This window comes from Streptomyces sp. NPDC001750 (assembly GCF_042892615.1).
Taxonomy (GTDB): Bacteria; Actinomycetota; Actinomycetes; order Streptomycetales; family Streptomycetaceae; genus Streptomyces.
In genome coordinates, this window is record NZ_JBIAUE010000001.1 from 465,312 (window position 1) to 491,765 (window position 26,454).

33 protein-coding genes are annotated in these 26,454 nt (G+C 68.9%); 3 read left to right on the top strand and 30 right to left on the bottom strand.

Features of this window, described 5'->3' with window-relative positions:
• Nucleotides 1-12: 12 nt before the first annotated feature.
• From map to rpsJ, 24 genes are all read right to left on the bottom strand, one after another.
• Nucleotides 13-849 (bottom strand): type I methionyl aminopeptidase, encoded by an 837-nt coding sequence (map, locus tag ACFYY6_RS02045; RefSeq protein WP_351525974.1) that lies wholly within the window; start codon nt 847-849, stop codon nt 13-15.
• A 123-nt stretch (nt 850-972) separates the two neighbouring features.
• On the bottom strand, nt 973-1,629 hold the full coding sequence (locus ACFYY6_RS02050; protein WP_351525705.1) for an adenylate kinase: 657 nt from the start codon (nt 1,627-1,629) through the stop codon (nt 973-975).
• Nucleotides 1,629-2,948 carry a preprotein translocase subunit SecY gene (secY, locus tag ACFYY6_RS02055; RefSeq protein ID WP_351525706.1) on the bottom strand — a complete coding sequence of 440 codons (1,320 nt, stop codon included), beginning with the start codon at nt 2,946-2,948 and terminating at the stop codon, nt 1,629-1,631. The genes ACFYY6_RS02050 and secY overlap by 1 nt, the downstream gene beginning before the upstream one ends.
• A gap of 215 nt (nt 2,949-3,163) precedes the next feature.
• The gene (gene rplO, locus ACFYY6_RS02060) at nt 3,164-3,619 is read right to left on the bottom strand and encodes a 50S ribosomal protein L15 (RefSeq protein WP_073786794.1); all 456 of its coding nucleotides are present in this window, start codon (nt 3,617-3,619) and stop codon (nt 3,164-3,166) included.
• 1 nt (nt 3,620) lies between these two features.
• Nucleotides 3,621-3,803, bottom strand: coding sequence for a 50S ribosomal protein L30 (gene rpmD / locus ACFYY6_RS02065; protein WP_005313525.1), 183 nt, complete (start codon nt 3,801-3,803; stop codon nt 3,621-3,623).
• The gene (gene rpsE / locus ACFYY6_RS02070) at nt 3,803-4,408 is read right to left on the bottom strand and encodes a 30S ribosomal protein S5 (protein WP_335934427.1); all 606 of its coding nucleotides are present in this window, start codon (nt 4,406-4,408) and stop codon (nt 3,803-3,805) included. Before rpsE ends, rpmD begins: the two co-directional genes overlap by 1 nt.
• A gap of 47 nt (nt 4,409-4,455) precedes the next feature.
• On the bottom strand, nt 4,456-4,839 hold the full coding sequence (gene rplR, locus ACFYY6_RS02075) for a 50S ribosomal protein L18 (protein WP_335934428.1): 384 nt from the start codon (nt 4,837-4,839) through the stop codon (nt 4,456-4,458).
• Nucleotides 4,840-4,841: 2 nt separating this feature from the next.
• Nucleotides 4,842-5,381: a 50S ribosomal protein L6 gene (gene rplF, locus ACFYY6_RS02080; protein ID WP_073786788.1), complete on the bottom strand. Its 540-nt coding sequence runs from the start codon at nt 5,379-5,381 to the stop codon at nt 4,842-4,844.
• Between the two features lie 21 nt (nt 5,382-5,402).
• Complete coding sequence (gene rpsH / locus ACFYY6_RS02085; protein ID WP_019888762.1) at nt 5,403-5,801, bottom strand: 30S ribosomal protein S8; 399 nt, start codon at nt 5,799-5,801, stop codon at nt 5,403-5,405.
• Between the two features lie 225 nt (nt 5,802-6,026).
• Nucleotides 6,027-6,212, bottom strand: coding sequence for a type Z 30S ribosomal protein S14 (locus tag ACFYY6_RS02090; protein ID WP_003956452.1), 186 nt, complete (start codon nt 6,210-6,212; stop codon nt 6,027-6,029).
• Between the two features lie 2 nt (nt 6,213-6,214).
• A complete protein-coding gene (gene rplE / locus ACFYY6_RS02095; RefSeq protein ID WP_006126888.1) occupies nt 6,215-6,772 on the bottom strand; it encodes a 50S ribosomal protein L5 in 558 nt (185 codons plus the stop codon).
• The gene (gene rplX, locus ACFYY6_RS02100) at nt 6,772-7,095 is read right to left on the bottom strand and encodes a 50S ribosomal protein L24 (protein ID WP_073786786.1); all 324 of its coding nucleotides are present in this window, start codon (nt 7,093-7,095) and stop codon (nt 6,772-6,774) included. Before rplX ends, rplE begins: the two co-directional genes overlap by 1 nt.
• 2 nt (nt 7,096-7,097) lie before the next feature.
• A complete protein-coding gene (gene rplN, locus ACFYY6_RS02105) occupies nt 7,098-7,466 on the bottom strand; it encodes a 50S ribosomal protein L14 (protein ID WP_003966950.1) in 369 nt (122 codons plus the stop codon).
• Between the two features lie 106 nt (nt 7,467-7,572).
• Entirely contained in the window at nt 7,573-7,857 is a 285-nt protein-coding gene (gene rpsQ, locus ACFYY6_RS02110) for a 30S ribosomal protein S17 (protein WP_030977953.1), read from the bottom strand.
• Nucleotides 7,857-8,081, bottom strand: a complete 225-nt coding sequence (rpmC, locus tag ACFYY6_RS02115; protein ID WP_015035581.1) for a 50S ribosomal protein L29 — start codon at nt 8,079-8,081, stop codon at nt 7,857-7,859. Before rpmC ends, rpsQ begins: the two co-directional genes overlap by 1 nt.
• Nucleotides 8,081-8,500: a 50S ribosomal protein L16 gene (rplP, locus tag ACFYY6_RS02120; protein ID WP_072485538.1), complete on the bottom strand. Its 420-nt coding sequence runs from the start codon at nt 8,498-8,500 to the stop codon at nt 8,081-8,083. The genes rpmC and rplP overlap by 1 nt, the downstream gene beginning before the upstream one ends.
• Before the next feature lie 5 nt (nt 8,501-8,505).
• Nucleotides 8,506-9,342, bottom strand: a complete 837-nt coding sequence (gene rpsC / locus ACFYY6_RS02125; RefSeq protein ID WP_073786782.1) for a 30S ribosomal protein S3 — start codon at nt 9,340-9,342, stop codon at nt 8,506-8,508.
• Nucleotides 9,342-9,689, bottom strand: a complete 348-nt coding sequence (gene rplV / locus ACFYY6_RS02130; protein WP_009997296.1) for a 50S ribosomal protein L22 — start codon at nt 9,687-9,689, stop codon at nt 9,342-9,344. Before rplV ends, rpsC begins: the two co-directional genes overlap by 1 nt.
• A 41-nt stretch (nt 9,690-9,730) precedes the next feature.
• A complete protein-coding gene (rpsS, locus tag ACFYY6_RS02135; RefSeq protein WP_283853425.1) occupies nt 9,731-10,012 on the bottom strand; it encodes a 30S ribosomal protein S19 in 282 nt (93 codons plus the stop codon).
• Between the two features lie 12 nt (nt 10,013-10,024).
• Complete coding sequence (gene rplB, locus ACFYY6_RS02140; RefSeq protein ID WP_073786778.1) at nt 10,025-10,861, bottom strand: 50S ribosomal protein L2; 837 nt, start codon at nt 10,859-10,861, stop codon at nt 10,025-10,027.
• 40 nt (nt 10,862-10,901) lie between these two features.
• Nucleotides 10,902-11,225: a 50S ribosomal protein L23 gene (gene rplW, locus ACFYY6_RS02145; protein WP_335934456.1), complete on the bottom strand. Its 324-nt coding sequence runs from the start codon at nt 11,223-11,225 to the stop codon at nt 10,902-10,904.
• A complete protein-coding gene (rplD, locus tag ACFYY6_RS02150) occupies nt 11,225-11,875 on the bottom strand; it encodes a 50S ribosomal protein L4 (RefSeq protein WP_351521146.1) in 651 nt (216 codons plus the stop codon). The genes rplW and rplD overlap by 1 nt, the downstream gene beginning before the upstream one ends.
• 7 nt (nt 11,876-11,882) lie before the next feature.
• On the bottom strand, nt 11,883-12,527 hold the full coding sequence (gene rplC, locus ACFYY6_RS02155) for a 50S ribosomal protein L3 (protein ID WP_351521145.1): 645 nt from the start codon (nt 12,525-12,527) through the stop codon (nt 11,883-11,885).
• 13 nt (nt 12,528-12,540) lie between these two features.
• The gene (gene rpsJ / locus ACFYY6_RS02160) at nt 12,541-12,849 is read right to left on the bottom strand and encodes a 30S ribosomal protein S10 (protein WP_003948644.1); all 309 of its coding nucleotides are present in this window, start codon (nt 12,847-12,849) and stop codon (nt 12,541-12,543) included.
• Between the two features lie 618 nt (nt 12,850-13,467).
• Here rpsJ and ACFYY6_RS02165 point away from each other — a divergent pair.
• From ACFYY6_RS02165 to ACFYY6_RS02175, 3 genes are all read left to right on the top strand, one after another.
• A complete protein-coding gene (locus tag ACFYY6_RS02165) occupies nt 13,468-15,255 on the top strand; it encodes an RNA ligase family protein (protein ID WP_351627580.1) in 1,788 nt (595 codons plus the stop codon).
• A 46-nt stretch (nt 15,256-15,301) separates the two neighbouring features.
• Nucleotides 15,302-17,596 (top strand): poly(A) polymerase, encoded by a 2,295-nt coding sequence (locus tag ACFYY6_RS02170; RefSeq protein ID WP_389191278.1) that lies wholly within the window; start codon nt 15,302-15,304, stop codon nt 17,594-17,596.
• A 762-nt stretch (nt 17,597-18,358) separates the two neighbouring features.
• Nucleotides 18,359-20,317, top strand: a complete 1,959-nt coding sequence (locus tag ACFYY6_RS02175; RefSeq protein WP_386608397.1) for a PIG-L family deacetylase — start codon at nt 18,359-18,361, stop codon at nt 20,315-20,317.
• Between the two features lie 161 nt (nt 20,318-20,478).
• Here ACFYY6_RS02175 and tuf read toward each other — a convergent pair whose 3' ends face one another.
• From tuf to ACFYY6_RS02205, 6 genes are all read right to left on the bottom strand, one after another.
• Nucleotides 20,479-21,672, bottom strand: a complete 1,194-nt coding sequence (gene tuf, locus ACFYY6_RS02180; RefSeq protein WP_351521140.1) for an elongation factor Tu — start codon at nt 21,670-21,672, stop codon at nt 20,479-20,481.
• 161 nt (nt 21,673-21,833) lie between these two features.
• Nucleotides 21,834-23,960, bottom strand: a complete 2,127-nt coding sequence (gene fusA / locus ACFYY6_RS02185; RefSeq protein WP_351521138.1) for an elongation factor G — start codon at nt 23,958-23,960, stop codon at nt 21,834-21,836.
• A 38-nt stretch (nt 23,961-23,998) separates the two neighbouring features.
• The gene (gene rpsG / locus ACFYY6_RS02190; protein ID WP_072485550.1) at nt 23,999-24,469 is read right to left on the bottom strand and encodes a 30S ribosomal protein S7; all 471 of its coding nucleotides are present in this window, start codon (nt 24,467-24,469) and stop codon (nt 23,999-24,001) included.
• 2 nt (nt 24,470-24,471) lie between these two features.
• Complete coding sequence (gene rpsL, locus ACFYY6_RS02195; protein ID WP_003948652.1) at nt 24,472-24,843, bottom strand: 30S ribosomal protein S12; 372 nt, start codon at nt 24,841-24,843, stop codon at nt 24,472-24,474.
• A 310-nt stretch (nt 24,844-25,153) separates the two neighbouring features.
• Nucleotides 25,154-25,594 (bottom strand): hypothetical protein, encoded by a 441-nt coding sequence (locus ACFYY6_RS02200; RefSeq protein ID WP_351521136.1) that lies wholly within the window; start codon nt 25,592-25,594, stop codon nt 25,154-25,156.
• 12 nt (nt 25,595-25,606) lie between these two features.
• On the bottom strand, nt 25,607-26,404 hold the full coding sequence (locus ACFYY6_RS02205; protein WP_351521135.1) for a hypothetical protein: 798 nt from the start codon (nt 26,402-26,404) through the stop codon (nt 25,607-25,609).
• Nucleotides 26,405-26,454 lie beyond the last annotated feature (50 nt).

A 26,454-nucleotide genomic window follows, 5' to 3' on the forward strand; every position in this document is an offset into this window, starting at 1 on the left:
CCTCGGGGAGGATCAGCCGAGCGGATCCGGCGCCGCCTCGATGCCGTACTGCGCCAGCTTCGCCCGCCCGCAGTCGGGGGCGGTCAGGACCAGCGGGCCCTGCTCGGTCAGGGCGATCGAGTGCTCCCAGTGCGAGGACCAGGTGCCGTCCGTCGTGATCACGGTCCAGTCGTCCTGGAGCACCTCGGTCTTCGCCGTACCGAGCGAGACCATCGGCTCGATCGCCAGGCAGACGCCGGGCACCAGCCGGATGCCCTTGCCGCGCCCCCGCGAGACGTAGTTCAGCAGGTGCGGGTCCATGTGCATCTCGGTGCCGATGCCGTGGCCGCCGTAGTCCTCGATGATCCCGTACTTGCCGGTCGCCGGACGGGGCTGGCGGCGGATGTAGGACTCGATCGCCTTCGAGATGTCGACGAGGCGGTTGTTCACTTTCATCGCGGCGATACCGGCCCACATGGACTCCTCGGTCACCCGGGAGAGCTCGACCAGCTCCGGTGCGTGACCGGTGCCCACGAACGCGGTGTACGCGGCGTCGCCGTGCCAGCCGTCGACGATCGCGCCGGCGTCGATGGAGATGATGTCGCCGTCCTTGAGGACGGTCTTGTCGTCCGGGATGCCGTGGACGACGACCTCGTTGACCGACGTGCAGATCGTCGCGGGAAAACCGCCGTACCCCAGGAAGTTCGACTTCGCGCCGTGGTCGGCGATGACCTTCCGGGCGACCCGGTCCAGGTCCGCCGTCGTGGCGCCGGGAACCGCCGCCTCCCGGGTGGCCGCGTGAATGGCAGCGACCACCAGGCCCGCCTCACGCATCTTGGCGATCTGCTCGGGGGTCTTGATCTGCACCATGGTGCGGCGCCTCTCTGCATCGAAGGGTGACGGGTGCGGCGTACTCAACGATACGGCGCACGCAGTCGGCCGCGGCGCCCGAGGACGCCGCGGCCGACTGTACGAGTACTGCGAAGGTCCCGCTCAGTCCTCGTCGGACTTCAGGGCCTCCATCGCCCGCTCGGTCACGTCCGTGACCTTGCCGAGCGCGGAGATGGTGACCACCAGGTTCTGCTCCCGGTAGTAGTCGATGATCGGCTCGGTCTGCGTGTGGTAGACCTCCAGCCGGGTGCGCACCGTCTCCTCGCTGTCGTCGTCGCGCTGGTACAGCTCGCCGCCGCAGACGTCGCAGACGCCCTCGGTCTTCGGCGGGTTGTACGCGACGTGGAAGACGTGCGAGCCGTCGTTGCGGCAGATCCGGCGGCCCGCGATGCGCTTGACCACCTCGTCCTCGGGGACCTCCAGGTCCAGGACCGCGTCCAGCTTCGTGCCCTCGTCCTTGAGCATGGCGTCGAGCGCCTCGGCCTGGCCCACGTTGCGCGGGAAGCCGTCCAGCAGGAACCCGTTCTCGGCGTCCGGCTGGGACATGCGGTCCTTGGCCATCCCGATGGTGACCTCGTCCGGGACCAACTGCCCCGCGTCCATGTAGGCACGGGCCTGCTTGCCAAGGTCCGTGCCCTGGCTGATGTTGGCGCGGAAGAGATCGCCCGTGGAAATCTGCGGAATCGACAGGTTCTTGGCAAGGTACGCAGCCTGCGTTCCCTTGCCGGCACCGGGCGGCCCGACGAGGACGATTCGCATCAGCGGAGGAACCCTTCGTAATTGCGCTGCTGGAGCTGACTCTCGATCTGCTTCACGGTCTCCAGACCCACACCCACGATGATCAGGATGCTCGTCCCGCCGAACGGGAAGTTCTGATTGGCACCACCGAAGCCTGCCAACGCCATTGTCGGCACCAGAGCGATCAGGCCCAGATACAGCGAGCCCGGCCAAGTGATCCTGTTGAGCACATAGCTCAGGTACTCGGCAGTAGGTCGACCAGCCCGGATACCCGGGATGAACCCACCATACTTCTTCATGTTGTCGGCGACTTCCTCGGGGTTGAACGAAATCGCCACGTAGAAGAAGGCGAAGAAGACGATCAGGAGGAAGTACGCGGTGATGTAGTAAGGGTGGTCGCCCTTGACGAAGTTGTCCCGGATCCAGGTCGCCCAGCCCGCGTTCGAGTTGGAGAACTGCACGATCAGGGCGGGGATGTAGAGCAGCGAAGAAGCGAAGATGACGGGGATCACACCCGCCTGGTTCACCTTCAGCGGGATGTACGTCGAGGTGCCGCCGTACGACCTGCGGCCGATCATCCGCTTCGCGTACTGCACCGGGATGCGGCGCTGGGCCTGCTCGACGAAGACGACGAGCCCGACCATCACGAAGCCGATCAGGATGACGGTGCCGAACTCGATCCAGCCGTCGGCCAGCTTGCCGCTGGTCTTGATGGCCCACAGGGCGCCCGGGAAGCTGGCGGCGATCGAGATGAACATCAGGATCGACATGCCGTTGCCGATACCGCGGTCGGTGATGAGCTCACCGAGCCACATCACGGTCGCGGTGCCCGCGGTCATCGTGATCACCATGACGATGGTGGTGAAGATCGACTGGTTCGGCACGATCTGGTCGGCGACCGGGCAGCCGCTGAACAGCGCGCCACTGGTGGCGGTGGCCACCAGACCGGTGCCCTGGAGGATGGCGAGCGCGACGGTCAGATAACGCGTGTACTGCGTGATCTTGGCCTGGCCGCTCTGCCCCTCCTTCTTGAGCGCCTCGAGTCGGGGAATCACCACGGTCAGCAGCTGGAGAATGATGCTGGCCGTGATGTACGGCATGATGCCGAGCGCGAAGATCGTGATCTGCAGCAGCGCGCCGCCACTGAACATGTTCACCAGGCCGAAGAGGCTGTTGTTGCCCTTACTGGCCTGATCCACACAGATCTGGACGTTCTCGTAGCTCACTCCCGGAACCGGGATGTGCGCCCCGAGCCGATAGATCACGATGATGCCGAGCGTGAACAGCAGCTTCTTGCGCAGGTCGGGCGTCTTGAACGCCCGGGCGAACGCGGTGAGCACGGTGCCTCCTGCGACCCCCGCGCAATGCGAAGAGGTGACGGTCTTGAGGTTCGACAAATACGAAACAAATCAGCGGCTCCCCGGGCCGGGGCCAGGGGCTACCACACAACAACGCACGCCACCTTACCGGCGACCATGCCCCCCAAGGAACGACCAACCGGGGATGCCCCATATGAGAGGCATCCCCGGTCGGATGTTCAGGCCATCGAGTCGTCTCAGACGAGCTCGGTGACGGTACCGCCGGCGGCGGTGATCTTCTCCTTGGCGGAGCCGGAGACGGCGTCGACCGTCACCTGCAGCGCCACGGAGATCTCGCCCTGTCCGAGGACCTTGACGAGGTGGTTGTTGCGCACGGCACCCTTGGCGACCAGGTCGGCCACGGTGACCTCGCCACCCTCGGGGTAGAGGGCCGCGAGACGGTCCAGGTTCACGACCTGGTACTCGGTGCGGAACGGGTTCTTGAAGCCCTTGAGCTTCGGGAGACGCATGTGGAGGGGCATCTGCCCACCCTCGAAGCGCTCCGGAACCTGGTAGCGGGCCTTGGTGCCCTTGGTGCCACGACCGGCGGTCTTACCCTTGGACGCCTCACCACGACCCACACGGGTCTTGGCGGTCTTGGCGCCCGGGGCGGGCCGGAGGTCATGGGCCTTCAGCGGCTTGTTCTCCGCCATGTCAGTCGACCTCCTCGACCGTCACGAGGTGGCGGACGGTGTGCACCATGCCGCGGAACTCGGGGCGGTCCTCCTTGACGACCACGTCGTTCAGGCGCTTGAGCCCGAGCGAACGCAGGGTGTCGCGGTGGTTCTGCTTGCTGCCGATGTACGACTTCGTCTGCGTGATCTTGAGACGGGCCATCACACACCCGCCCCAGCACGCGCACGGAGCAGGGCGGCGGGGGCGACGTCCTCGAGCGGCAGACCGCGGCGGGCCGCGATCTCCTCGGGACGCTGCAGACCCTTGAGGGCCGCCACGGTCGCGTGCACGATGTTGATCGCGTTGTCGGAGCCGAGCGACTTCGACAGGATGTCGTGAACGCCGGCGCACTCCAGGACGGCGCGCACCGGGCCACCGGCGATCACACCGGTACCGGGGGAAGCCGGCTTGAGCAGGACGACGCCCGCGGCCTTCTCGCCCTGGATCGGGTGCGGGATGGTGCCCTGGATGCGGGGGACCTTGAAGAAGTTCTTCTTGGCCTCCTCGACGCCCTTGGCGATGGCCGCGGGAACTTCCTTGGCCTTGCCGTAGCCGACACCGACGGTGCCGTCACCGTCGCCCACCACGACCAGCGCGGTGAAGCTGAAGCGACGACCACCCTTCACAACCTTGGCGACACGGTTGATCGCGACGACGCGCTCGACGTACGCGGTCTTCTCGGCGGCAGCTGCGCCGCCGTCACGGCCCTTCCGGTCCCGCCGCTCGCCGCCACCGGCACCGCTGCCGCGGCGCTGGGGTCCAGCCATTGGATTTACCTCTCTCTGTTACGTCCGCTGTGCGTAGGAACCGGGGCTCAGAACTTCAGCCCGGCTTCACGGGCGGCGTCAGCCAGAGCGGCAATCCGCCCGGCGTACTGGTTGCCGCCGCGGTCGAACACGACGGCCTCGACGCCTGCGGCCTTGGCGCGCTCAGCGACCAGTGCGCCGACCTGCTTGGCCTGGGTGCTCTTGTCGCCCTCGCCACCACGGATGGAGACGTCCAGGGTGGACGCGGACGCGAGCGTGTGACCCGCGACGTCGTCGATGACCTGGGCCACCATGTGGCGGTTGGACCGCGTCACGACCAGACGGGGACGCTCCGGCGTACCCGAGACGTACTTGCGGACACGGATGTGGCGACGCTTGCGGGCGGCGCGCTTGTAGGCGTCGCCCTTGGCGATCTTCACGCCGTATGCCATGGCTACTTACCAGCCTTTCCGACCTTGCGGCGGATGACCTCGCCGGCGTACTTGACGCCCTTCGCCTTGTACGGGTCGGGCTTCCGCAGCTTGCGGATGTTGGCCGCCACCTCGCCGACCTTCTGCTTGTCGATGCCCTCGACCGACAGCTTGGTCGGGGACTCGACCTTGAAGGTGATGCCTTCCGGCGCCTCGACGACGATCGGGTGGCTGTAGCCCAGGGCGAACTCCAGGTTGGAGCCCTTCGCCTGGACGCGGTAACCGACACCGCTGATCTCGAGCGCCTTGGTGTATCCCTGGGTCACACCGGTGATCATGTTCGCCACCAGCGTGCGGGACAGGCCGTGCAGGGCCTTGTTCTGACGCTCGTCGTTCGGGCGGGTGACGTTCAGGACGCCGTCCTCACCCTTGGTGACCTCGATCGGCGACGCGACGGTGTGCGTGAGGGTGCCCTTGGGACCCTTCACGGCGACCGTGCGGCCGTCGATGGTGACGTCCACACCGGCGGGAACCTGGATGGGGAGCTTGCCGATTCGCGACATGAGCTTTTCCTCCGTTCCCGACTACCAGACGTAGGCGAGGACTTCCCCACCTACGCCCTTCTTCTGCGCCTGCTGGCCGGTCAGGAGACCGTGGGACGTGGAGATGATCGCCACGCCCAGGCCGCCGAGGACCTTCGGCAGGTTGGTGGACTTTGCGTAGACACGCAGACCCGGCTTGGAGATGCGCTTGATGCCGGCGATCGAACGCTCGCGGTTCGGGCCGAACTTCAGCTCCAGGACGAGGTTCTTGCCGACCTCGGCGTCCTCGACCTTCCAGCCGGTGATGAAGCCCTCCTGCTGGAGGATCTCCGCGATGTGCGACTTGATCTTGCTGTGCGGCATCGACACCGAGTCGTGGTAAGCCGAGTTCGCGTTACGCAGACGCGTGAGCATGTCTGCGATCGGATCAGTCATGGTCATGAATTGGCCTTCGGCCTCTCTCGCCGGGGTTTCCTGTATGCGCCATCCCTCTCCCCGCTCAGAGGCGGGACGGGTGCGGTGCGGGGACCTACGGCGTAGTAAGTCGGTCATGGGCGGCAGGCGCCCAACCCCGCAAGCCTACGGCATGCGAGGCGGGGCTCCCGCCGACCAGATGCTTACCGAGAGCTTCCGGGTGATTCCCAACGCCCAGGGGGCGGAGGGGAATTACCAGGAGCTCTTGGTCACGCCCGGCAGCTCGCCGCGGTGAGCCATCTCACGAAGGCACACGCGGCACAGGCCGAACTTGCGGTAGACGGAGTGGGGCCGGCCGCAGCGCTGGCACCGCGTGTACGCGCGGACGCCGAACTTCGGCTTGCGGGCGGCCTTAGCGATCAGAGCCTTCTTCGCCACGGTCAGTTCTCCTTGAACGGGAAGCCGAGGTGACGAAGGAGGGCACGACCCTCGTCGTCGTTGGTCGCCGTGGTCACCACGGTGATGTCCATGCCCCGGACCCGGTCGATCTTGTCCTGGTCGATCTCGTGGAACATGACCTGCTCCGTGAGACCGAAGGTGTAGTTGCCACGGCCGTCGAACTGCTTCGGCGACAGACCGCGGAAGTCACGGATACGCGGCAGCGCGAGCGACAGCGTACGGTCCAGGAACTCCCACATCCGGTCACCGCGGAGGGTGACGTGGCAGCCGATCGGCTGCCCCTCGCGCAGCTTGAACTGCGCGATGGACTTGCGGGCCTTGGTGACGGCCGGCTTCTGGCCGGTGATCGTGGTGAGGTCGCGCACGGCGCCGTCGATCAGCTTGGAGTCGCGGGCGGCGTCGCCCACACCCATGTTGACCACGATCTTGACCAGGCCGGGGACCTGCATGACGTTCTCGTAGGAGAACTCCTCACGCAGCTTGCCGGCGATTTCCTCGCGGTAGCGCGTCTTGAGACGCGGCGCAGTGGTGGCAGTCATCAGATGTCCTCACCGGTCCGCTTGGCAACGCGGATCTTGTTGCCCTCGTCGTCGAAGCGGTAGCCGACGCGAGTGACGACCTTCTTGCCGTCCTTCTCCACGACCAGCTGCACGTTGCTGACGTGAATCGGGGCCTCGGTGGTGACGATGCCGCCGGTCTGCGAACCGCGAGCCGTCTGACCGGCCTTGGTGTGCTTCTTGACCCGGTTGACACCCTCGACGAGGACACGGTCCTGAGCCGGGTAGGCCACGATGACCTTGCCCTGCTTGCCCTTGTCCTTACCGGTGATGACCTGTACCAGGTCGCCCTTCTTGATCTTCATGCTTACAGCACCTCCGGCGCGAGCGAGATGATCTTCATGAACTTCTTCTCGCGCAGCTCCCGGCCCACCGGGCCGAAGATGCGGGTGCCGCGGGGGTCGCCGTCGTTCTTCAGAATGACGGCGGCGTTCTCGTCGAAGCGGATGTACGAGCCATCCTGACGACGACGCTCCTTGACGGTGCGAACGATGACGGCCTTGACGACGTCACCCTTCTTCACGTTGCCACCGGGGATCGCGTCCTTGACGGTGGCGACGATGACGTCACCGATGCCCGCGTAGCGGCGACCCGAACCACCGAGAACACGGATGGTGAGGATTTCCTTCGCACCCGTGTTGTCGGCGACGCGAAGTCGCGACTCCTGCTGGATCACGTCTATCTCCTGATCGTCTGCCGGTTCCCGGCGGGGGCCGCCCCGTGTCCGGAGCGGACCCCACCGAGCCTGGCGGAACTTGCCTGAGGGGGATGCCCCTCAGGAATTACTTGGCCTTCTCGAGGATCTCGACGACGCGCCAGCGCTTCGTCGCGGACAGCGGCCGGGTCTCCATGAGGAGGACGCGGTCGCCGACGCCTGCGGCGTTCTGCTCGTCGTGGGCCTTCAGCTTGTTCGTACGGCGGATGACCTTGCCGTACAGCGCGTGCTTCACACGGTCCTCGACGGCGACGACGACGGTCTTGTCCATCTTGTCGCTGACGACCAGACCCTCACGGGTCTTGCGGAAACCGCGGTCGGTGTTCGTCTCAGTCACAGTCTTCTCGCTCATCAGGCGCTCTCCACCGTCTCGATGCCCAGCTCACGCTCGCGCATCAGGGTGTAGATCCGGGCGATGTCCTTACGGACGGACTTGAGCCGGCCGTGGTTCTCGAGCTGTCCGGTCGCCGCCTGGAAGCGGAGGTTGAACAGCTCTTCCTTGGCCTCGCGGAGCTTGTTGAGCAGCTCCTCGTTGCCCAGCTCGCGCAGCTCGGACGCCTTGGTTCCGGCCGACATCACGCCTCACCTGCCTCGCGCCGAACGATGCGGCACTTCATCGGAAGCTTGTGAGCAGCGCGGGTGAGCGCCTCACGAGCAATCTTCTCGTTCGGGTAGGACAGCTCGAACATCACCCGACCCGGCTTGACGTTCGCGATCCACCACTCGGGAGAACCCTTACCGGAACCCATGCGGGTCTCGGCCGGCTTCTTCGTCAGGGGACGGTCCGGGTAGATGTTGATCCAGACCTTGCCGCCACGCTTGATGTGGCGGGTCATCGCGATACGAGCCGCCTCGATCTGGCGGTTCGTCACGTACGCCGGGGTCAGCGCCTGGATGCCGTACTCGCCGAACGCAACCTGCGTGCCACCCTTGGACATACCGCTGCGCTTCGGGTGGTGCTGCTTGCGGTGCTTGACCCTACGGGGGATCAGCATTTCGGTCAGGCCTCCGTTCCGGTGCTCTCAGCAGCCGGAGCGGCAGCGGCGGGAGCCTCGGCCTTGGGGGCCTCGGCCGGAGCCGACTGCTGCTGCGGCTTGCGGCCGCGGCCGCCACGCTCGCCACCGCGGCCGCGGCCGGCCGGGCGGTCGGCGCCACCACGGGCCGGGCGGTTGCCGGCACGGGCGGCGGCGTTCTCGGCGCGGACCTCGGCGATGTTCTTAACGTCGCCCTTGTAGATCCAGACCTTCACACCGATGCGGCCGAAGGTCGTCTTGGCCTCGAAGAAGCCGTAGTCGACGTTCGCGCGGAGCGTGTGCAGGGGCACACGGCCCTCGCGGTAGAACTCCGAGCGGGACATCTCGGCGCCGCCGAGGCGGCCACCGCACTGGATCTTGATGCCCTTGGCGCCGGCCTTCATCGAGCTCTGCATGCTCTTGCGCATGGCACGACGGAAGGAGACGCGGGAGGACAGCTGCTCGGCGACGGCCTGGGCCACCAGCTGAGCGTCCACCTCGGGGTTCTTGACCTCGAGGATGTTCAGCTGGACCTGCTTGCCGGTGAGCTTCTCCAGCTCGCCGCGGATGCGGTCGGCCTCGGCGCCGCGGCGGCCGATGACGATGCCCGGGCGAGCGGTGTGGATGTCAACGCGGACGCGGTCGCGGGTGCGCTCGATCTCCACCTTGGAGATGCCGGCCCGCTCCATGCCCTTCGTCATCATGCGACGAATGGCGACGTCTTCCTTGACGTAGTCCTTGTACAGCTTGTCGGCGTACCAGCGGGACTTGAAGTCCGTGGTAATGCCGAGTCGGAACCCGTGCGGGTTTACCTTCTGGCCCATTACCGGGTTCCTTCCTTGCTGCTGACGACCACGGTGATGTGGCTGGTCCGCTTACGGATCCGGTAGGCACGGCCCTGGGCGCGCGGCCGGAACCGCTTCAGGGTCGGGCCCTCGTCCACGTACGCCTCGCTGATGACCAGCGTGGAGGCGTCGGTGTGGTCGTAGTTGTGTGCGGCGTTGGCGATGGCGCTGTCCAGCACCTTGCCAACCGGCACGCTCGCGGCCTGCGGGGCGAAACGCAGGACCGCCTGAGCCTCCGTGGCGTCCATGCCACGGATGAGGTCCACCACGCGGCGGGCCTTCATGGGCGTGACGCGGATGTACCGCGCCTGGGCCCTGGCTTCCATGGTTGTCCCTTCGGTGTAAGTCATGAGTCGTTCCACCCCGCTTAGCGGCGCTTCGACTTCCGGTCGTCCTTGACGTGGCCGCGGAAGGTGCGAGTCGGCGAGAACTCGCCGAGCTTGTGGCCGACCATCGACTCGGTGACGAACACCGGGACGTGGATCTTGCCGTTGTGCACCGCGATGGTGTGACCCAGCATCGCCGGGACGATCATCGAGCGACGGGACCAGGTCTTGATGACGTTCTTGGTGCCTGCCTCGTTCTGCGCGTCCACCTTCTTGATGAGGTGGCCGTCGACGAAGGGCCCCTTCTTGAGACTGCGCGGCATCTAAACCCGCTCCTAGCGCTTCTTGTTCGTCTTGCGGCGGCGGACGATGTACTTGTTGCTCGCCTTCTTGGGAGAACGAGTACGACCCTCCTTCTGACCCCACGGCGAGACCGGGTGGCGACCACCGGAGGTCTTGCCCTCACCACCACCGTGCGGGTGGTCAACCGGGTTCATCGCGACACCGCGGACGGTCGGGCGGACGCCCTTCCAGCGCATGCGGCCGGCCTTGCCCCAGTTGATGTTCGACTGCTCGGCGTTGCCGACCTCGCCGATGGTGGCGCGGCAGCGCGCGTCGACCAGGCGGATCTCGCCGGACGGCATGCGGAGGTGGGCCATGGAGCCCTCCTTCGCCAGCAGCTGCACGGAGGCACCCGCGGAACGGGCGAACTTCGCGCCGCCGCCGGGCCGCAGCTCGATGGCGTGGATGGTCGTACCGACCGGGATGTTGCGCAGCGCCAGGTTGTTGCCGGGCTTGATGTCGGCGGCGGGGCCGTTCTCGACACGGTCGCCCTGCGACAGGCCACGCGGCGCGATGATGTAGCGCTTCTCGCCGTCCGCGTAGTGCAGGAGCGCGATGCGCGCGGTGCGGTTGGGGTCGTACTCGATGTGCGCGACCTTGGCCGGCACGCCGTCCTTGTCGTGACGACGGAAGTCGATCACGCGGTAGGCGCGCTTGTGGCCACCACCCTGGTGGCGAACGGTCACACGACCGGCGTTGTTACGGCCGCCCTTGTTGTGCAGGGGGCGGACCAGCGACTTCTCCGGCGTGGACCGCGTGATCTCGACAAAGTCGGCGACGCTGGAGCCACGACGGCCCGGGGTCGTCGGCTTGTACTTGCGGATACCCATTTCTCAGTCCTCGTCCGATTCCGGACGATCCAGACCGCCCTCAGGCGGTCGGACCGCCGAAGATGTCGATACGGTCGCCCTCGGCGAGGGTCACGATGGCGCGCTTGGTGTCGGCGCGCTTGCCGAAACCGGTGCGGGTGCGCTTGCGCTTGCCCTGCCGGTTGATCGTGTTGACCCCGGTGACCTTGACCGAGAAGACCGCTTCCACGGCCTGCTTGATCTGGGTCTTGTTGGAGCCCGGCGCGACGATGAACGTGTACTTGTTCTCGTCGAGCAGCGCGTAGCTCTTCTCCGACACGACCGGCTTGACGAGGACGTCGCGCGGGTCCGTGAAGGTCTTGCTGGTAACGGTCGCCTCGCTCATCAGGCGTCGCTCCCTTCGGTCTCAGCGGTCTGGGGGCCAGACACGAAGGACTCGAGGGCGGCCTGGGTGAAGACCACGTCGTCGGAGACGATCACGTCGTACGTGTTCAGCTGGCCCGGCTCCAGGATGTGCACCTGGGGCAGGTTGCGGGCGGACAGCCACGCGGCCTCGTCGGCGCGGTCGACGACCAGGAGCAGGTTCTTGCGCTCCGTGATCTTGCCGAACAGCGTCTTGGCGGCCTTGGTGGAGACGGTTCCGTCGACCACGCCGGTGACGACGTGGATGCGGGAGTGACGGGCCCGGTCCGAGAGGGCACCGCGCAGGGCGGCGGCCTTCATCTTCTTCGGGGTCCGCTGCGAGTAGTCACGCGGCTGCGGGCCGTGGACGACGCCACCGCCGGCGAACTGCGGAGCGCGGGTCGAACCCTGACGGGCGCGGCCGGTGCCCTTCTGGCGGTACGGCTTCTTGCCACCGCCGCGGACCTCGCCGCGGGTCTTGGTCTTGTGCGTGCCCTGACGGGCAGCTGCCAGCTGCGCGACGACGACCTGGTGGATCAGCGGAACGCTGGTCTTCGCGTCGAAGATCTCCGCGGGGAGCTCGACGGTCCCGGCCTTGTCGCCTGCCGGCGAAAGGATGTCAATGGTGCTCATCGGTTCCTCAGGCCCCCTTGGCCGCGGTACGGACCAGGACGAGGCCGCCGTTCGGACCGGGGACGGCTCCCTTGATGAGGAGCAGACCCTTCTCCGCGTCAACGGCGTGAACGGTCAGGTTCTGGGTGGTGACGCGCTCGTTGCCCATGCGGCCGGCCATGCGCATGCCCTTGAAGACACGGCCCGGGGTGGCGCAGCCACCGATCGAACCGGGCTTGCGGTGCACGCGGTGGGCACCGTGGGAGGCCTTGCCACCACGGAAGTTGTGGCGCTTCATGGCACCGGCGAAGCCCTTGCCCTTGCTCTTGCCGGTGACGTCGACCTTCACGCCGGCCTCGAAGACCTCGGCGGTGATCTCCTGGCCGAGCGTGTACTCGGCGGCGTCAGCGGTGCGGAGCTCCACCAGGTGGCGGCGCGGGGTCACGTCGGCCTTGGCGAAGTGGCCCTTGAGGGGCTTGTTCACCTTGCGCGGGTCGATCTCGCCGAAGGCGATCTGGACCGACTCGTAGCCGTCGCTGTCGTTCGTACGGACCTGGGTCACGACGTTCGGGCCGGCCTTGACGACGGTCACCGGGACGACCCGGTTGTTCTCGTCCCAGACCTGCGTCATGCCGAGCTTCTCGCCCAGGATGCCCTTGATGTTCTTAGCCATCTCGCGCGTCACCTCAGAGCTTGATCTCGATGTCGACGCCCGCCGGCAGGTCGAGACGCATCAGCGAGTCAACCGTCTTCGGCGTGGGGTCGAGGATGTCGATGAGGCGCTTGTGCGTGCGCATCTCGAAGTGCTCGCGCGAGTCCTTGTACTTGTGCGGCGACTTGATGACGCAGTACACGTTCTTCTCAGTGGGCAGCGGCACCGGGCCCGCGACCGACGCACCAGTGCGGGTCACCGTCTCGACGATCTTCTTCGCCGAGGAGTCGATGACCTCGTGGTCGTAGGCCTTGAGCCGGATGCGGATCTTCTGTCCCGCCATGGCTACTAGTAGTCCTGTCTCTCGCTAACGCTCTGGAACCCGGCGGTTCAGCCTCCGCCTCCGACCCACGCGGTCGGGCGTGTCGCAACCCCTCCACGTGGAATTCCCTGAGGAATCTCCCGTATTGAGGGGGTGCGGACCCGAGGACCGCGATGCTCCGCGAGGAGCGTCGGGGGTGAATACCCGCCGGGTGCCTGGCCGGGGCCCCGCTGACGCTTCCCGGAAGATTCCCGTACGTCCGACCCGCAGGGGGTCGACGAGTACTGTGGGACTCGCTTCCGGTCCTCCCGGCGGGAGGCGCGCAGCATTGACACTCAACCGAGCAACCTGAGCAGTGTGCCATACGGGCCACGGGCCTGGCCAATCGGGCCGGAGATAGTACCCGCCGTACCCGACGGGTCAAACGCGGGCGGGCGTCGGAGTGGTTCCGGAGGGCTGTACGGGGCACGTCGGGGCCCGCACGACGGGCGCCGACCACGCGTGCCCGGCGGGCGCGCCGCACCGGGCCGTCGCCCCGTAAACCGGTCGAACCCGACCTCTCCCCAGCCCTACAGTGACCGGCCGGACGTCTGTTCCCACCAGCGCCGTACCGTTTCTCCGTCACCAGGGGCCCTTGTCATGCGTACGCACTATCCGCGCACCCCGCACCTGCCCTGGTCCCCCGGGGCCACCTCGGACGACGTGCGGATCGCGGACCTGTCCGGGCTGGCGGGCCGCGAGGTGGTCGTGACCGAGAAGCTGGACGGCGAGAACACCACGCTCTACGCCGACGGTCTGCACGCCCGCTCCCTCGACTCCGCCCACCACCCCTCGCGGGGCTGGGTGAAGGCGCTCCAGGGCCGGATCGGCTCCCGGATCCCCGCGGGACGGCGGGTGTGCGGCGAGAACATGTTCGCCCGCCACTCCATCCCGTACGACGGCCTGGAGAGCTGGTTCTACGGTTTCTCCGTCTGGGACGGCGAGCGCTGCCTGGACTGGGACCGGACGGTGGCCTTCCTGCGCGGTCTGGGGATACCGGTGCCGCCGGTGCTGTGGCGCGGAGTGCTCGACGCCCGCGCCGAGAAGGCCCTGCGGGCGCTGCGGCCGGACACCGGCCGGCAGGAGGGGTACGTCGTCCGCCCCGCCGACGGCTTCGACGCGGCGGACTTCGGGCGCCTGGTGGCGAAGTGGGTGCGGCCCGGCCACGTACGGACGGACACGCACTGGATGCACGCCGCCGTGGTGGAGAACGGGCTCGGTCCGGCGGCGGCCCTCTGGGCCGTACGGTCCGGCGCGCCCGTGGACGCGGCGGCGCTGGCCGGGGCGGTGGGGGCGTCAGCGGCGGGCGCCGGGGGCACGGATTCGGGTGCGGGCGCGGGTTCCGGCGCGGGGGGCGCCGGGGGCGCGGGTTCCGGCGCGGGCGCGGGCGGGCCCGGGGGTGTGGGGCCCGGCTCCCGTGCGGACGCCGGGGCCGCCGCCGCGATGTCCGACGCGCTCGACGCGCTGGGCCGTACCGGCGACGACCGGCTGACCGGTGTCCTGGCCGCGCTGCTGCACCGGGGGCGGCGCACGGAGCTGGCGCCCGCGCTGGCAGGGACCGTGGGCATGCCGGTGGCCCGCCGCGTCGCCGACCTCGTCGGGCTGCACCCCTCGCTGCACCGCCCGTACCCGGACGAGGAACGGCGCACCGGCCTGGCCCGGATGTCGTTCGCCGCCGACCTGGAGGTGCTGCACGCGCTGGCCGCGGCCGTCGCGGGGAGCGACGAGGAGCGCGAGCAGGTGGAGTGGTCGGCGCTGCACGCGCAGGACGTACGGGAGCCGGCCGGGCTGGACGAGGCGTTCGCGGACCTGGAGCCGACGGCCGCGGACCGCTGCCGCGCGCAGGCCCGCGAGGCGTACGCGCTGGGCCGGATCAGCACCGTCGGCGAGGCGGTCGCCGCGACCTGGCGGTGGCGCGGAGGGGGCTTCCCGTGCCTGATCCAGCTGGTCGGCCCGTCGGGCGGCGGCAAGAGCACCTTCGCCCGGGACCTGCCGGACGTGGACGCGTACGTGTCCCTCGACGACCTGCGCGGGGCCCGGGGCGCGCGCGCCGACCAGCGGGCCAACGGGGAGGTGCTGCGCGAGGGCCTGGACCGGCTGGACGCCGCGCTCGCGGCGGGTGGCACGGTCGTCTGGGACGCCACCTCGCTCAACGCGCACCAGCGTTCCCTGGTGCACGCGGTGGCCCGGCGGCGGGACGCGCTGGTCACCCACGCCGTGACAGTCGTCGAGGAGGCGGAGCTGGTCCGCCGCAACGGGCGGCGCGCCCACCCGGTGCCGCCGGAGGTACTGGCCTCGCAGCTGCGCCGGTACGCGCCCCCGTACCCGGGTCAGGCGCACCGCACCTGGTACGTCGGAGCCGGCGGGACGGTGGAGGACCGGGCGTAGCGGCGGAGGCGCGGACAGCGGGGAAAGAGAAGAGGACGGAGCACGGATGCGTACCAGCGAGGAGATCTACCACCGGGTCCGCTGGGACGCCCGGTTCGAACCGGCACGCTTCGTGATGGGCGTGGCGCAGCGCGGGAGGGCGCCGAAGCGGGTGCCGCTCCCCCGGTTCACACCGGGGGGCGAGATCCCCTGGCACCGGGTGCTGTTCATCGAGGCGGACGGCGAGGTGGTGTGGGACCGGGCGGCCGGCGTGGATCGGATCGACGCGACGGAGGCCGGGCGGGTACGCGCCCCGCGGCGACTGCCGTCCCCGTACTTCACCTCACGGACCCCGCACGCGTTCTGCGCGTCCCGGGGCACCTGGGCGCCGGTGGAGGGCGACGGGCCGCCGCTCCCCGGGCCCGGCGGGCTCCTGACCGTGCTGACCTGGAACACCCTCTGGGACCGCTACGACAGTGACCGCATCGACACCGCCCGGCGCAGGCCGCTGCTGCTGGACGCGCTGTGCACGGCGGACGCGGACGTCATCGCGCTCCAGGAGGCCGAACCCGCCCTGCTCGCCCTCCTCCTGGACGCGCCCTGGGCCCGTGAGCACTACACGTTCTGGGCCGATCCGGACGGCCGGGACACCCCCGACTGCGGTCTGCTGCTGCTCAGCAGGCTCCCCGTGCGGGAGGCGGGGCTGCACGAGCTGGGTCCGCACAAGGCGGTCGCCGCCGTCGTGGTGGAGAGCGGGGCGGGGCCGGTCACGGTCGCGGCCACCCATCTCAGCAGCGACCACTCGCCGAACGGCGCGGACCGGCGGGACGCCGAACTGACCGACCTGGCAACGGGGTTGGCGGCCGTCGAGGGCGAGGTGCTGCTGCTCGGCGACTTCAACGACGGCGGGGACACCCCGCAGCGGCGACTGGGGATGGCGGACGCCTGGAGCCGGGTGCACGGCGCGGCGGACCGCACGCCGACCTTCGACCCGTCGGTCAACCCGCTGGCCGCCGTCTCCTCCCTGTCGGGCCGGGCGTCCCGGCTGGACCGGGTGCTGGTCCGCTCGGAGCGGTGGCGCCCGATGTCGGCGGTGCTGCTGGGCGATGTACCGGCGCCGGACGGACTGTACGTCTCGGACCACTTCGGGGTGCGGGTGGAGCTGAGGACGGGGGCGGCGCAGGACGATGAGCCTTGCGCGGCTGACACGGCCGACGAGACCGACGAGGCATTGGCGGCCGACGAAGCGCGGGCGGCCGAGCTGGTCCGCCGGGTGGCGGCCGCCCTGCCGGAGGCCCGGGTCCACCTGGTGGGCTCGCGGCGGATGGGCTGCGCACTGCCCGGCGCGGACGTGGATCTGGTCGCGGCGGTGCCGGGCACCGTGGACGCGCCGGGTGCCGGCGTACGGGGACGGCTGACGGCGGCGCTGCCGGACGCCGTCGACGTGCGCGAGGTGACCGGCGCCCGGGTGCCCGGTCTGCGCTTCGGCGCCGGCGGTCTGCGGGTGGACCTGGTGACCGTCCCGACCGGGGCCCTGCCCCCGGCCGAGGCGGTGGGCCGCCGTACCGAGCTGGGCGAGGCGGCGGCCAGGGCGCTCAGCGCGGTGAGCGACGCGGACGCGGTGCTCGCGGCGGCGGCCCCGCACCGGGCCGCGTTCGCCGGACTGGCCCGCGAGGTCAAGGCGTGGGCACGGGCACGCGGCCTGGACTCCGCCCCGTGCGGCGGGCTGCCGGGCCTGGCCTGGTCGGTCCTCGTGGCCCGTACCGCGCACGAGTCGGGCGACCTGCCGCCGCTCCCCCTGCTCCGGCACTTCTTCGCCACCTGGGCGGTCCGGGACTGGGGCCACCCGGTCGGCATCGGGGAGATCGAGGAGAGCCCAGGCCCTGTGCAGCAGCCGCTGACCGTGCTGACCCCGACCGCCCCCGTGCGTTCCTGCACCACACAGGTCTCGGCGGCGGGCCGCGACCTGGTCACCGAGGAGCTGTTCCGCGCCTGGGAGATCCTGGAGTCCGTCCCCGACACCGCCCCCGTGCCCCGCTCCCTGCTCCGCGCCCGGCCTCCCCTGCCTCTGCGCCACGCCGCCTGGGCGCTCGTCTCCGTACGCCGGGGCGAGGACGAGGGCCGCTTCCGGGGCCGGATCCTGGCCCTGCTCGCCGCCCTCGCGGAGGCGGGCGCCCCGGACGCCCACGCCTGGCCGCGCCCGTACGAGACCGACGCGTCCCATGTGCGGTACGCGATCGGCCTCGGCCGCACCCCGCCGGACGCGACCCGGCTGGCGGAGATCGGCGGGGAACTGCTGCGTGGGCTGCCGGAGGCCCGCCTCACCCGCGCGGAGGGCGGCGACGCTCCGGAGGTGCGCTGACGCGCGGCGCCCCTCGGCCGCCCGGTTCAGCCGCCGGACACGATCACCCGTGAGACGCGGCCCGTCCCGGGTCCGGGCGCGCTGGACACCGACGACGGACAACAGATAGAACCCCTGTTCGCCACCCGGGCGCAGCAGTGGTCACGGCACCGCCCCCCACCCTCACCTCACCCGCCCCACCGCTCCCAGCACGTCACCCCGGACGGCCGGGACAACGCGGGACGAGCCCTGGACAACCCCCTTACGCATGGGGCTCATTGCTCTTGACGGTTGTGCGCACGCCCGGCCCCGCCGAGAGACGTGTCCCAAGAGATCACCGAACCGAACATTCCGCTCCCACCCGTCCGGTGCCCCCGGCCCCCGCCCGTACCACATTCGGTGGCGCTGACCAGGCAACCCTCTCCCGTCGATCTCCGTCTATCCCCCCGCAGCAGCGGTGGCACCCGCCGCGACCTGCGCGTACCAGTACGCAGCGCCGGCCCGTGGACCGGTCGGCCGCTGCGCGTGAGGCGGACGGAGCACGGCGTGGCGGATCGACTCGTACCGGATCGGCGTGCGACGGACCGGCCCGCGGCGCGCACGGTGCCCGCGGGCGCCGCCTCATCCACGTTCCCGCGCCGCGCCCTCCTGACGGCCGCGGCCGTCGCCACCGGCACGGCGGCCCTCGCCGCGTGCACGGCCCCCGCGCCGCCCCGCCGCCGCGACCCCGCCGCCGACCCGCTGCCCGGACTGCCGATCAGCGCCTCGCCACGGGCCTTGATGATGCAGGTCCTCGCCCACCCGGACGACGACCTGTACTTCATGAACCCGGACACCCAGCAGGCGTTCCACGACGGAACGCCCCTGGTGTGCGTGTACCTGACCGGGGGCGAGGCGGACGGCGTCAACCGGATGCCTGGCCGGCCGCTGCCCGCCCCCGACAAGGCCGCGTACTCCTCCGCCCGGCACCAGGGCCTCCGCCAGGCCTACGCGACCCTGCTCGGCCTCGACCGGTTCACGGACTGGCAGAAGTCCGTCATCGACCTGCACGGAGGTCACCGGGCCGAGATCAACCGGCTCGCGCACAACGGCCGCAGCGTCGAACTGATCCATATCAGCACCGCCATGCACACCACGTACGGGCGGCTCGGGCTGCCCAGCCTCTGGCAGGACCGGCGCCTCGTGCTGCCCACCGTCGTCGCCGACGGCTCGCCGTTGCGGCAGGCCGGTTCATACACGTACGACGGTCTGGTCGACGTCCTGGTGGGGCTGTTCGACCAGTACCGGCCGACCGTCGTGCACACCCTGGACCCGGACCCCGACATCCAGCACAGCAGCGAGGCCGAGCGGCGCCGGGACAGTGAGCAGAAGGGCTACTCCGACCACCCCGACCACACCGCCGCCGCACTCTTCACCTGGACGGCACTGATCCGCTGGGTGGCGCGGGCCACCAGGAACGGCGGCGAAGTACCTGGCTTCGTCACCACCGCGTACCGCGCGTACTACAACCGGCACTGGCCCAAGAACCTGCCGCCCGCCGTGCTCGCGGAGAAGGCCGCCCCGCTCGTTCCGTACGGCGGTTCGCCCGACTGGGACTGCGGCAACCCCGCCGGATGCGGCGACTACAACGTCGGCGGCGACCGTCCGCTCACCAATCGGAAGGGCTGGGTGCGGTCCACCCACTACCGCTACCCGGGCCCCCGCCCCGTCCTCGGCACCGAACCGGACGGCCGGCTCGTCGCGTACGGGGTGCTGGGGCTGCGGGCGGTCCGCTGGCGCGAGAGCGCTCCGGGCAGCGGGGTGTGGGACGCGCCGGACGACCTCGGCGGCGGCCCGCTCGCCCCGGTCCTCGGCGGCGCGCCCCTGCCGGACGGGCGACAACTGCTCCTGGGTCTTCGGTTCGCCGCGCTCGGCGGGCACGGGGCGGACAACGCACGCGAGATCGTCGTCCTCGAACAGCGTTCCCCCGGCGGCGCCTTCCGGGCCTGGGAGGGGCTGGGCAACCCGGAGCACGGCCAGGACGCGGGCCGCCGGATCGGCGTCCCGGTCGCGGTCACCGCCCCCGACGGGCGGGTCCATCTCTTCGTGCGGAACGCGGAGAAGGGTCTCAGCACCCGGGTACGGGACACGGACGGCCGGTGGAGCGAGTGGCGGGACATGGGCGGCGGCGAGGTCCAGGACGGCCTGAGCACCGTGGTGGACGCCGCCGGCCGGGTCCACGTCTTCGCGGCGGGCCGGTTCGCGGTGCACCACTGGACGCAGGACACCCCCGAGGACCCGGTGACCGCGCACACCCAGATCGGCGAGGTGCCGGTCCCGGGCGACGGCCCTGCCGCGCTGACGTCCCCGGACGGGACGATCGACCTCTACTACCGCGCGGCGGCGAAGGCCGCGCTGACCACCGTACGGACCGGCGAGGCGGCGGACGGGAGCGATCTCGACGGCCGTGGCCCGGCAGCAACCGGCTACTACACCGGCCTCGACGGACACGGCCGGATCCTCGGCGACCGCCCCGGCTTCAACGGCTACGGCCCCGTCGGCGCGGCCGGTCCGGCCCACTCCCCCGTCCTGCTCGGCCGCACGCAGGAGGGCCTGATCCAGCTCCGCACCCCCCGCGGCCTGTCCGTACGGTCGCGCGGCCCCGTACCCCTCGACGCCCCGGCCCTGCACCTCGCCCCGGACGGCCGCCCGGCGGTCGCGGCCCTGGGCATCGACGCCCGCCCCTGGCTCTGGCGCCCCTGACCGGCGGCACGGCGAACGCGCCCAGACGCCGCGCCCGGCCGAAACCCACGAAGGGCCCGCACACACCGAAGGGCCCCGTCCCACCGCTTTCACGGCGGGACGGGGCCCTTCTTGGTGCTCTGTGCGGAGCAACCAGGTCAGACGGTCAAGTACACAGGTACTTACTTGACGATCTTGGTGACCTGGCCGGCGCCCACGGTCCGGCCACCCTCACGGATGGCGAACTTCAGGCCCTCCTCCATGGCGACCGGCTGGATCAGCTGGACCGACATGACGGTGTTGTCGCCCGGCATGACCATCTCGGTGCCCTCGGGGAGGGTCACGACGCCGGTCACGTCCGTGGTACGGAAGTAGAACTGCGGGCGGTAGTTGTTGAAGAACGGGGTGTGGCGGCCACCCTCGTCCTTCGACAGGATGTAGGCCTGGGCCTCGAACTCGGTGTGCGGCGTGACCGAACCGGGCTTGATGATGACCTGGCCGCGCTCGACGTCCTCGCGCTTGATGCCACGGAGGAGCAGACCGACGTTCTCACCGGCCTGGCCCTCGTCGAGCAGCTTGCGGAACATCTCGATGCCGGTGACCGTCGTGGTGGTCTTCTCCGGACGGATACCGACGATGTCGACGGTCTCGTTGACCTTGAGGACACCGCGCTCGATACGACCGGTGACGACCGTGCCACGACCGGTGATCGTGAAGACGTCCTCGATCGGCATCAGGAACGGCTTGTCGACGTCACGCTCGGGCTGCGGGATCGCCTCGTCGACGGCCTTCATCAGCTCGAGGACGGACTGGCCCCACTCCTTGTCGCCCTCAAGGGCCTTGAGCGCGGAGACCTTGACGACCGGAACCTCGTCGCCCGGGAACTCGTACTCGGAGAGGAGCTCACGAACCTCGAGCTCGACGAGCTCCAGGATCTCCTCGTCGTCCACCATGTCGGCCTTGTTCAGGGCGACGACGATGTACGGAACGCCGACCTGGCGGGCCAGGAGCACGTGCTCCTTGGTCTGCGGCATCGGGCCGTCGGTGGCGGCGACCACGAGGATGGCGCCGTCCATCTGCGCGGCACCGGTGATCATGTTCTTGATGTAGTCGGCGTGACCCGGGCAGTCGACGTGCGCGTAGTGACGCGACTCCGTCTGGTACTCGACGTGCGCGATGGAGATGGTGATACCGCGCTGGCGCTCCTCAGGAGCCTTGTCGATCTGGTCGAAGGCCGAGGCCTCGTTCAGGTCCGGGTACGCGTCGTGCAGCACCTTGGTAATGGCGGCCGTGAGGGTCGTCTTACCGTGGTCGATGTGACCGATGGTGCCGATGTTGACGTGCGGCTTAGTCCGCTCGAACTTCGCCTTCGCCACTGGGTCCTCCTGTGGAGTGGTTCTGTACGCCTTGCTTCATCGGCGCCAGGGTGATCTTTGCTGGGATGCCGGGGCCGGGGGCGTCCGACGCGTCGCTGGTGCTCCGCGCCGGACGCCCCACCAGGCTCCGGTGACAAGCCTAAAGCGTGAGCTCGGGAGAGTTACTCGCCCTTGGCCTTCGCGATGATCTCCTCGGCGACGTTCCGCGGAACCTCGGCGTAGGAGTCGAACTGCATCGAGTAGCTTGCGCGACCCGAGGTCTTGCTGCGGAGGTCTCCGACGTAGCCGAACATCTCCGAAAGGGGCACGAGGCCCTTCACGACGCGAGCGCCGCTGCGCTCCTCCATGGCCTGGATCTGGCCACGGCGGGAGTTGATGTCACCGATGACATCGCCCATGTAGTCCTCGGGCGTGGTGACCTCGACGGCCATCATCGGCTCGAGGAGCACGGGGGACGCCTTGCGCGCGGCCTCCTTGAAGGCCTGCGAACCGGCGATCTTGAAGGCCAGCTCGGAGGAGTCGACCTCGTGGTAGCCACCGTCGAGAAGAATGACGCGGACGCCCGTCATCTCGTAGCCGGCCAGGATGCCGAACTGCATGGCTTCCTGCGCACCCGCGTCCACCGAGGGGATGTACTCCTTGGGGATGCGGCCACCGGTGACCTTGTTGACGAACTCGTACGAGGCCTCGCCGCCCTCGATGGGCTCGATCGCGATCTGCACCTTGGCGAACTGACCGGTACCACCGGTCTGCTTCTTGTGGGTGTAGTCGACGCGCTCGACGGCCTTGCGGATCGTCTCGCGGTACGCGACCTGCGGCTTGCCGACGTTCGCCTCGACGCGGAACTCGCGCTTCATGCGGTCGACGAGCACTTCGAGGTGCAGCTCGCCCATACCACCGATGATGGTCTGGCCGGTCTCCTCGTCGGAGTGCACCTGGAAGGACGGGTCCTCCTCGGAGAGGCGCTGGATGGCGACACCCAGCTTCTCCTGGTCACCCTTGGACTTGGGCTCGATGGCGACCTGAATGACCGGTGCCGGGAAGTCCATGGACTCCAGGATCACCGGCGACTTGTCGTCGCAGAGCGTCTCACCGGTGGTGGTCTGCTTCAGGCCCATGACGGCGATGATGTCGCCGGCGCCCACCGAGTCGATCTCCTCACGCTTGTTCGCGTGCATGCGGTAGATCTTCCCGATGCGCTCCTTCTTGCCCTTGACGGAGTTCAGCACCGAGGTGCCGGAATCCAGGCGGCCCGAGTAGACCCGGACGAAGGTGAGCTTGCCGAGGTGCGGGTCGCTCATGATCTTGAACGCCAGCGCCGCGAGCGGCTCGTCGTCGGACGGCTTGCGCTTGACGACGACCTCGGGGTCCTTGACGTCGTGGCCCTCGATGGCCTCGACGTCCAGGGGGGAGGGCAGGAAGCGCACGACGGCGTCGAGCAGGGGCTGGACGCCCTTGTTCTTGAACGCGGTGCCGCAGAACACCGGGGTGACGGTCGTCTCGCCGCCCTTGCCGGAGTTGATCGTGATGCGACGGATCGCGGCGTAGAGCTGCTCCGCGGTGGGCTCCTGGCCCTCCAGGTACAGCTCCATGACCTCTTCGTCGTTCTCCGCGACCGACTCGAGGAGCTTGCCGCGCCACTCGTCGGCGGCCTCGGCCAGCTCGGCCGGGATGTCGACGATGTTGTACGCCTCGCCCTTGGTCGCTTCCACGGGGTAGACGAACGCCTTCATCGTCACGAGGTCGACGACACCGGTGAAGTCGGCCTCGGCACCGATCGGCAGCTGCATCACGATCGGGGTCGCGCCGAGGCGGTCCGTGATCATGCCGACGCAGCGCAGGAAGTCGGCGCCGGTGCGGTCGAGCTTGTTGACGAAGCAGATGCGCGGAACGCCGTAGCGGTCCGCCTGACGCCATACGGTCTCGGACTGCGGCTCGACGCCCGCCACACCGTCGAACACGGTGACGGCGCCGTCGAGGACGCGGAGCGAACGCTCCACCTCGACGGTGAAGTCGACGTGGCCCGGGGTGTCGATGATGTTGATCGTGTGGTCAACATCCTCGAGCGGCCAGTGGCAGGTCGTCGCGGCGGACGTGATGGTGATGCCGCGCTCCTGCTCCTGCTCCATCCAGTCCATCGTGGCGGAACCCTCATGGGTCTCGCCGATCTTGTACGAAACGCCGGTGTAGAACAGGATCCGCTCGGTGGTGGTCGTCTTGCCCGCGTCGATGTGGGCCATGATCCCGATGTTGCGGACCTTGGCCAGGTCAAGCGAAGTGGTGGCCATAAGGCTCAGTCTTCTCTCGGTCTCGATGTGGGTAGCGACTACCAGCGGTAGTGCGCGAAGGCCTTGTTGGACTCGGCCATCTTGTGGGTGTCCTCACGCTTCTTGACGGCAGCGCCAAGACCGTTGGACGCGTCGAGCAGCTCGTTCATGAGGCGCTCGGTCATGGTCTTCTCGCGGCGGGCGCGGGAGTAACCCACGAGCCAGCGCAGCGCGAGCGTGGAGGCACGGCCGGGCTTGACCTCGATCGGCACCTGGTAGGTGGCACCACCGACGCGGCGGGACTTGACCTCCAGCGACGGCTTGACGTTCTCGAGCGCGCGCTTCAGCGTGATGACCGGGTCGTTGCCGGTCTTCTCGCGGAGGCCCTCCATGGCGCCGTACACGATCCGCTCAGCGGTGGAACGCTTGCCGTCGAGCAGGATCTTGTTGATCAGCGAGGTGACAAGAGGAGAGTTGTAGACCGGGTCGATGATGACCGGGCGCTTCGGGGCGGGGCCCTTACGAGGCATTCTTACTTCTCCTTCTTGGCGCCGTAGCGGCTGCGGGCCTGCTTGCGGTTCTTGACACCCTGGGTGTCGAGCGAGCCGCGGATGATCTTGTAGCGAACACCCGGCAGGTCCTTCACACGGCCACCACGCACGAGCACGATGGAGTGCTCCTGCAGGTTGTGTCCCTCACCCGGGATGTAGGCCGTGACCTCGATACCGGAGGTCAGACGCACACGCGCGACCTTACGGAGCGCCGAGTTCGGCTTCTTCGGGGTGGTCGTGAACACACGCGTGCAGACGCCGCGGCGCTGGGGCGAACCCTCGAGTGCGGGCGTCTTGTTCTTTTCGACCTTGTCCTGCCGGCCCTTGCGGACCAGCTGCTGGATCGTAGGCACTACTTCTCCGGTTTCTGTGTGCCGTTCGTGAAACTAACCTGGAACGTCACCGACCCACGCGGTCGGGTGTGTCGAATCCTGCAGGCCACTGCCGCAAGGCAGGACTGGCGCAGATTGCGGCGGCCGTAGAGGAACTCGCCATGCGGCTGAAGACACGCACACGAGCCCAGGCACACCCCAGGCACAAGGTCTGAGCGTACCTACCTCGTCGACTCCGGTCAAAACAAATGCGTCTCACACCGACACGCCGGGGTTCTTCAGCCGGCCGAACCGGGGCCATGCTTTCCTCGAAAGGCGCCGACCACCGGGCTCAACCGCCTTGTGTCTGGTTCATCCCATTCCGCTCGAGGTGGTTCCGAATCAGCAGAAGATCGTCCCGATCCTTCTGCCGAGTGGATCTTCCCTTCCATGCGAGTACCTCCGGAAGGGGGCAGAACGGTATCCCGCAGATGAATTCCGCTCTCTCGATGAGGGAGTCCGGACTCGATGATCCGGGCAGCCAGGAGTCGAAGAATTCCAGGGATCCGTCGAAGAGCCGCACCATGCGTCCGTGCCCGGACGGCGCCGGAACCGGTTCGGCCAGATCGGCGACGGCCTTCCAGGCCGCCCCTCTTGCCACGATGTCCAGGTCGCCCACGTTCTCCCTGATCCCATGGGCCAGAAGCGGTCCGCTCCCCGCGACCACGTAATCCTTGTGGGCCAGGCCGAGGGACAGCAGCCTCCGGACGAGTGGGTGCTTGGTGAGGTCCAAGTGCCTCTCCTTCTAGAGGACGGACAGTCCCACTGCTGAACGAGCGGCCATTCCCATCACCAAGGACGCGATGACACTGGCCAGTGTACCGATGAGGAAATATTCGGAGGCGTGTTTACCGTGGTCGTTCGTAGGGACCCTGGCCAGTGACTTGGCGGCCAGCACAAGAGCTGCGGCTTCGGGCTGGCCGGCGGCGATGAAGACGAAGAGAAGCCCGCGCTCCAGCAAGCCGATGTTCTTGCTTCCGCTCATGAAATCCAGCGCCTTGGTCTTCTCCGGGCCGTCCGGCATCGACTCGACCTCCGCGCACACCGGGGCCGTGGCCGCCCTGCTCAGAGCCCCACCGCCGAACACCGCCAGGAGAAGTGCGGACAGAAAGATCGCCGCCCGGTCGCTGAGCAGGAACTCCCCGCTCAACGTGGCCGTCTTTCTCCCGGCCGTCCACAGCGCCAGAACCGCCGCTAGGGCCATGAGGACCACGCCGACCCGCCTCGCCGCCATTGAGGCATCACTGCTCAGGGGCAGGGTCAGTGAGAAGCCCGGCGACCACGACCCGGCCGAGTGGTGCATGAGGGCCGAGCCACCCACGAGCAGGACGGCGATCGCGAAGGCCCACCACGCCTTCGCCTCGTCCATGTACGGAGCGATGACGTACACGCCGTACAACGTCACGAAGGAGACGGCCAGCCATGGCCGGGTGCGTTGCCAGCCCGTCCCCCACGGCATCGACAAGGCCGCCGACAATCCGAAGAACACCCGTGCCGTTTCCACGCCGCCCCCAAGGTCTGCCCACAGGATCTCGTTGATCAAATCCCGGACTTTATCGCGACGTCCGCGCCCCGATCACCGTTTCACCGAAC

Excerpts from the sequence above, each read along its gene's own strand:
- map (WP_351525974.1), bottom strand. The coding sequence starts at position 849 with ATGGTGCAGATCAAGACCCCCGAGCAGATCGCCAAGATGCGTGAGGCG.
- ACFYY6_RS02050 (WP_351525705.1), bottom strand. The coding sequence starts at position 1,629 with ATGCGAATCGTCCTCGTCGGGCCGCCCGGTGCCGGCAAGGGAACGCAG.
- rplO (WP_073786794.1), bottom strand. The coding sequence starts at position 3,619 with ATGGCGGAGAACAAGCCGCTGAAGGCCCATGACCTCCGGCCCGCCCCG.
- rpmD (WP_005313525.1), bottom strand. The coding sequence starts at position 3,803 with ATGGCCCGTCTCAAGATCACGCAGACGAAGTCGTACATCGGCAGCAAG.
- rpsE (WP_335934427.1), bottom strand. The coding sequence starts at position 4,408 with ATGGCTGGACCCCAGCGCCGCGGCAGCGGTGCCGGTGGCGGCGAGCGG.
- rplR (WP_335934428.1), bottom strand. The coding sequence starts at position 4,839 with ATGGCATACGGCGTGAAGATCGCCAAGGGCGACGCCTACAAGCGCGCC.
- rplF (WP_073786788.1), bottom strand. The coding sequence starts at position 5,381 with ATGTCGCGAATCGGCAAGCTCCCCATCCAGGTTCCCGCCGGTGTGGAC.
- rpsH (WP_019888762.1), bottom strand. The coding sequence starts at position 5,801 with ATGACCATGACTGATCCGATCGCAGACATGCTCACGCGTCTGCGTAAC.
- rplE (WP_006126888.1), bottom strand. The coding sequence starts at position 6,772 with ATGACTGCCACCACTGCGCCGCGTCTCAAGACGCGCTACCGCGAGGAA.
- rplX (WP_073786786.1), bottom strand. The coding sequence starts at position 7,095 with ATGAAGATCAAGAAGGGCGACCTGGTACAGGTCATCACCGGTAAGGAC.
- rpsQ (WP_030977953.1), bottom strand. The coding sequence starts at position 7,857 with ATGAGCGAGAAGACTGTGACTGAGACGAACACCGACCGCGGTTTCCGC.
- rpmC (WP_015035581.1), bottom strand. The coding sequence starts at position 8,081 with ATGTCGGCCGGAACCAAGGCGTCCGAGCTGCGCGAGCTGGGCAACGAG.
- rplP (WP_072485538.1), bottom strand. The coding sequence starts at position 8,500 with ATGCTGATCCCCCGTAGGGTCAAGCACCGCAAGCAGCACCACCCGAAG.
- rpsC (WP_073786782.1), bottom strand. The coding sequence starts at position 9,342 with ATGGGCCAGAAGGTAAACCCGCACGGGTTCCGACTCGGCATTACCACG.
- rplV (WP_009997296.1), bottom strand. The coding sequence starts at position 9,689 with ATGGAAGCCAGGGCCCAGGCGCGGTACATCCGCGTCACGCCCATGAAG.
- rpsS (WP_283853425.1), bottom strand. The coding sequence starts at position 10,012 with ATGCCGCGCAGTCTCAAGAAGGGGCCCTTCGTCGACGGCCACCTCATC.
- rplB (WP_073786778.1), bottom strand. The coding sequence starts at position 10,861 with ATGGGTATCCGCAAGTACAAGCCGACGACCCCGGGCCGTCGTGGCTCC.
- rplW (WP_335934456.1), bottom strand. The coding sequence starts at position 11,225 with ATGAGCGAGGCGACCGTTACCAGCAAGACCTTCACGGACCCGCGCGAC.
- rplD (WP_351521146.1), bottom strand. The coding sequence starts at position 11,875 with ATGAGCACCATTGACATCCTTTCGCCGGCAGGCGACAAGGCCGGGACC.
- rplC (WP_351521145.1), bottom strand. The coding sequence starts at position 12,527 with ATGGCTAAGAACATCAAGGGCATCCTGGGCGAGAAGCTCGGCATGACG.
- rpsJ (WP_003948644.1), bottom strand. The coding sequence starts at position 12,849 with ATGGCGGGACAGAAGATCCGCATCCGGCTCAAGGCCTACGACCACGAG.
- ACFYY6_RS02165 (WP_351627580.1), top strand. The coding sequence starts at position 13,468 with ATGCGTACGCACTATCCGCGCACCCCGCACCTGCCCTGGTCCCCCGGG.
- ACFYY6_RS02170 (WP_389191278.1), top strand. The coding sequence starts at position 15,302 with ATGCGTACCAGCGAGGAGATCTACCACCGGGTCCGCTGGGACGCCCGG.
- ACFYY6_RS02175 (WP_386608397.1), top strand. The coding sequence starts at position 18,359 with ATGCAGGTCCTCGCCCACCCGGACGACGACCTGTACTTCATGAACCCG.
- fusA (WP_351521138.1), bottom strand. The coding sequence starts at position 23,960 with ATGGCCACCACTTCGCTTGACCTGGCCAAGGTCCGCAACATCGGGATC.
- rpsG (WP_072485550.1), bottom strand. The coding sequence starts at position 24,469 with ATGCCTCGTAAGGGCCCCGCCCCGAAGCGCCCGGTCATCATCGACCCG.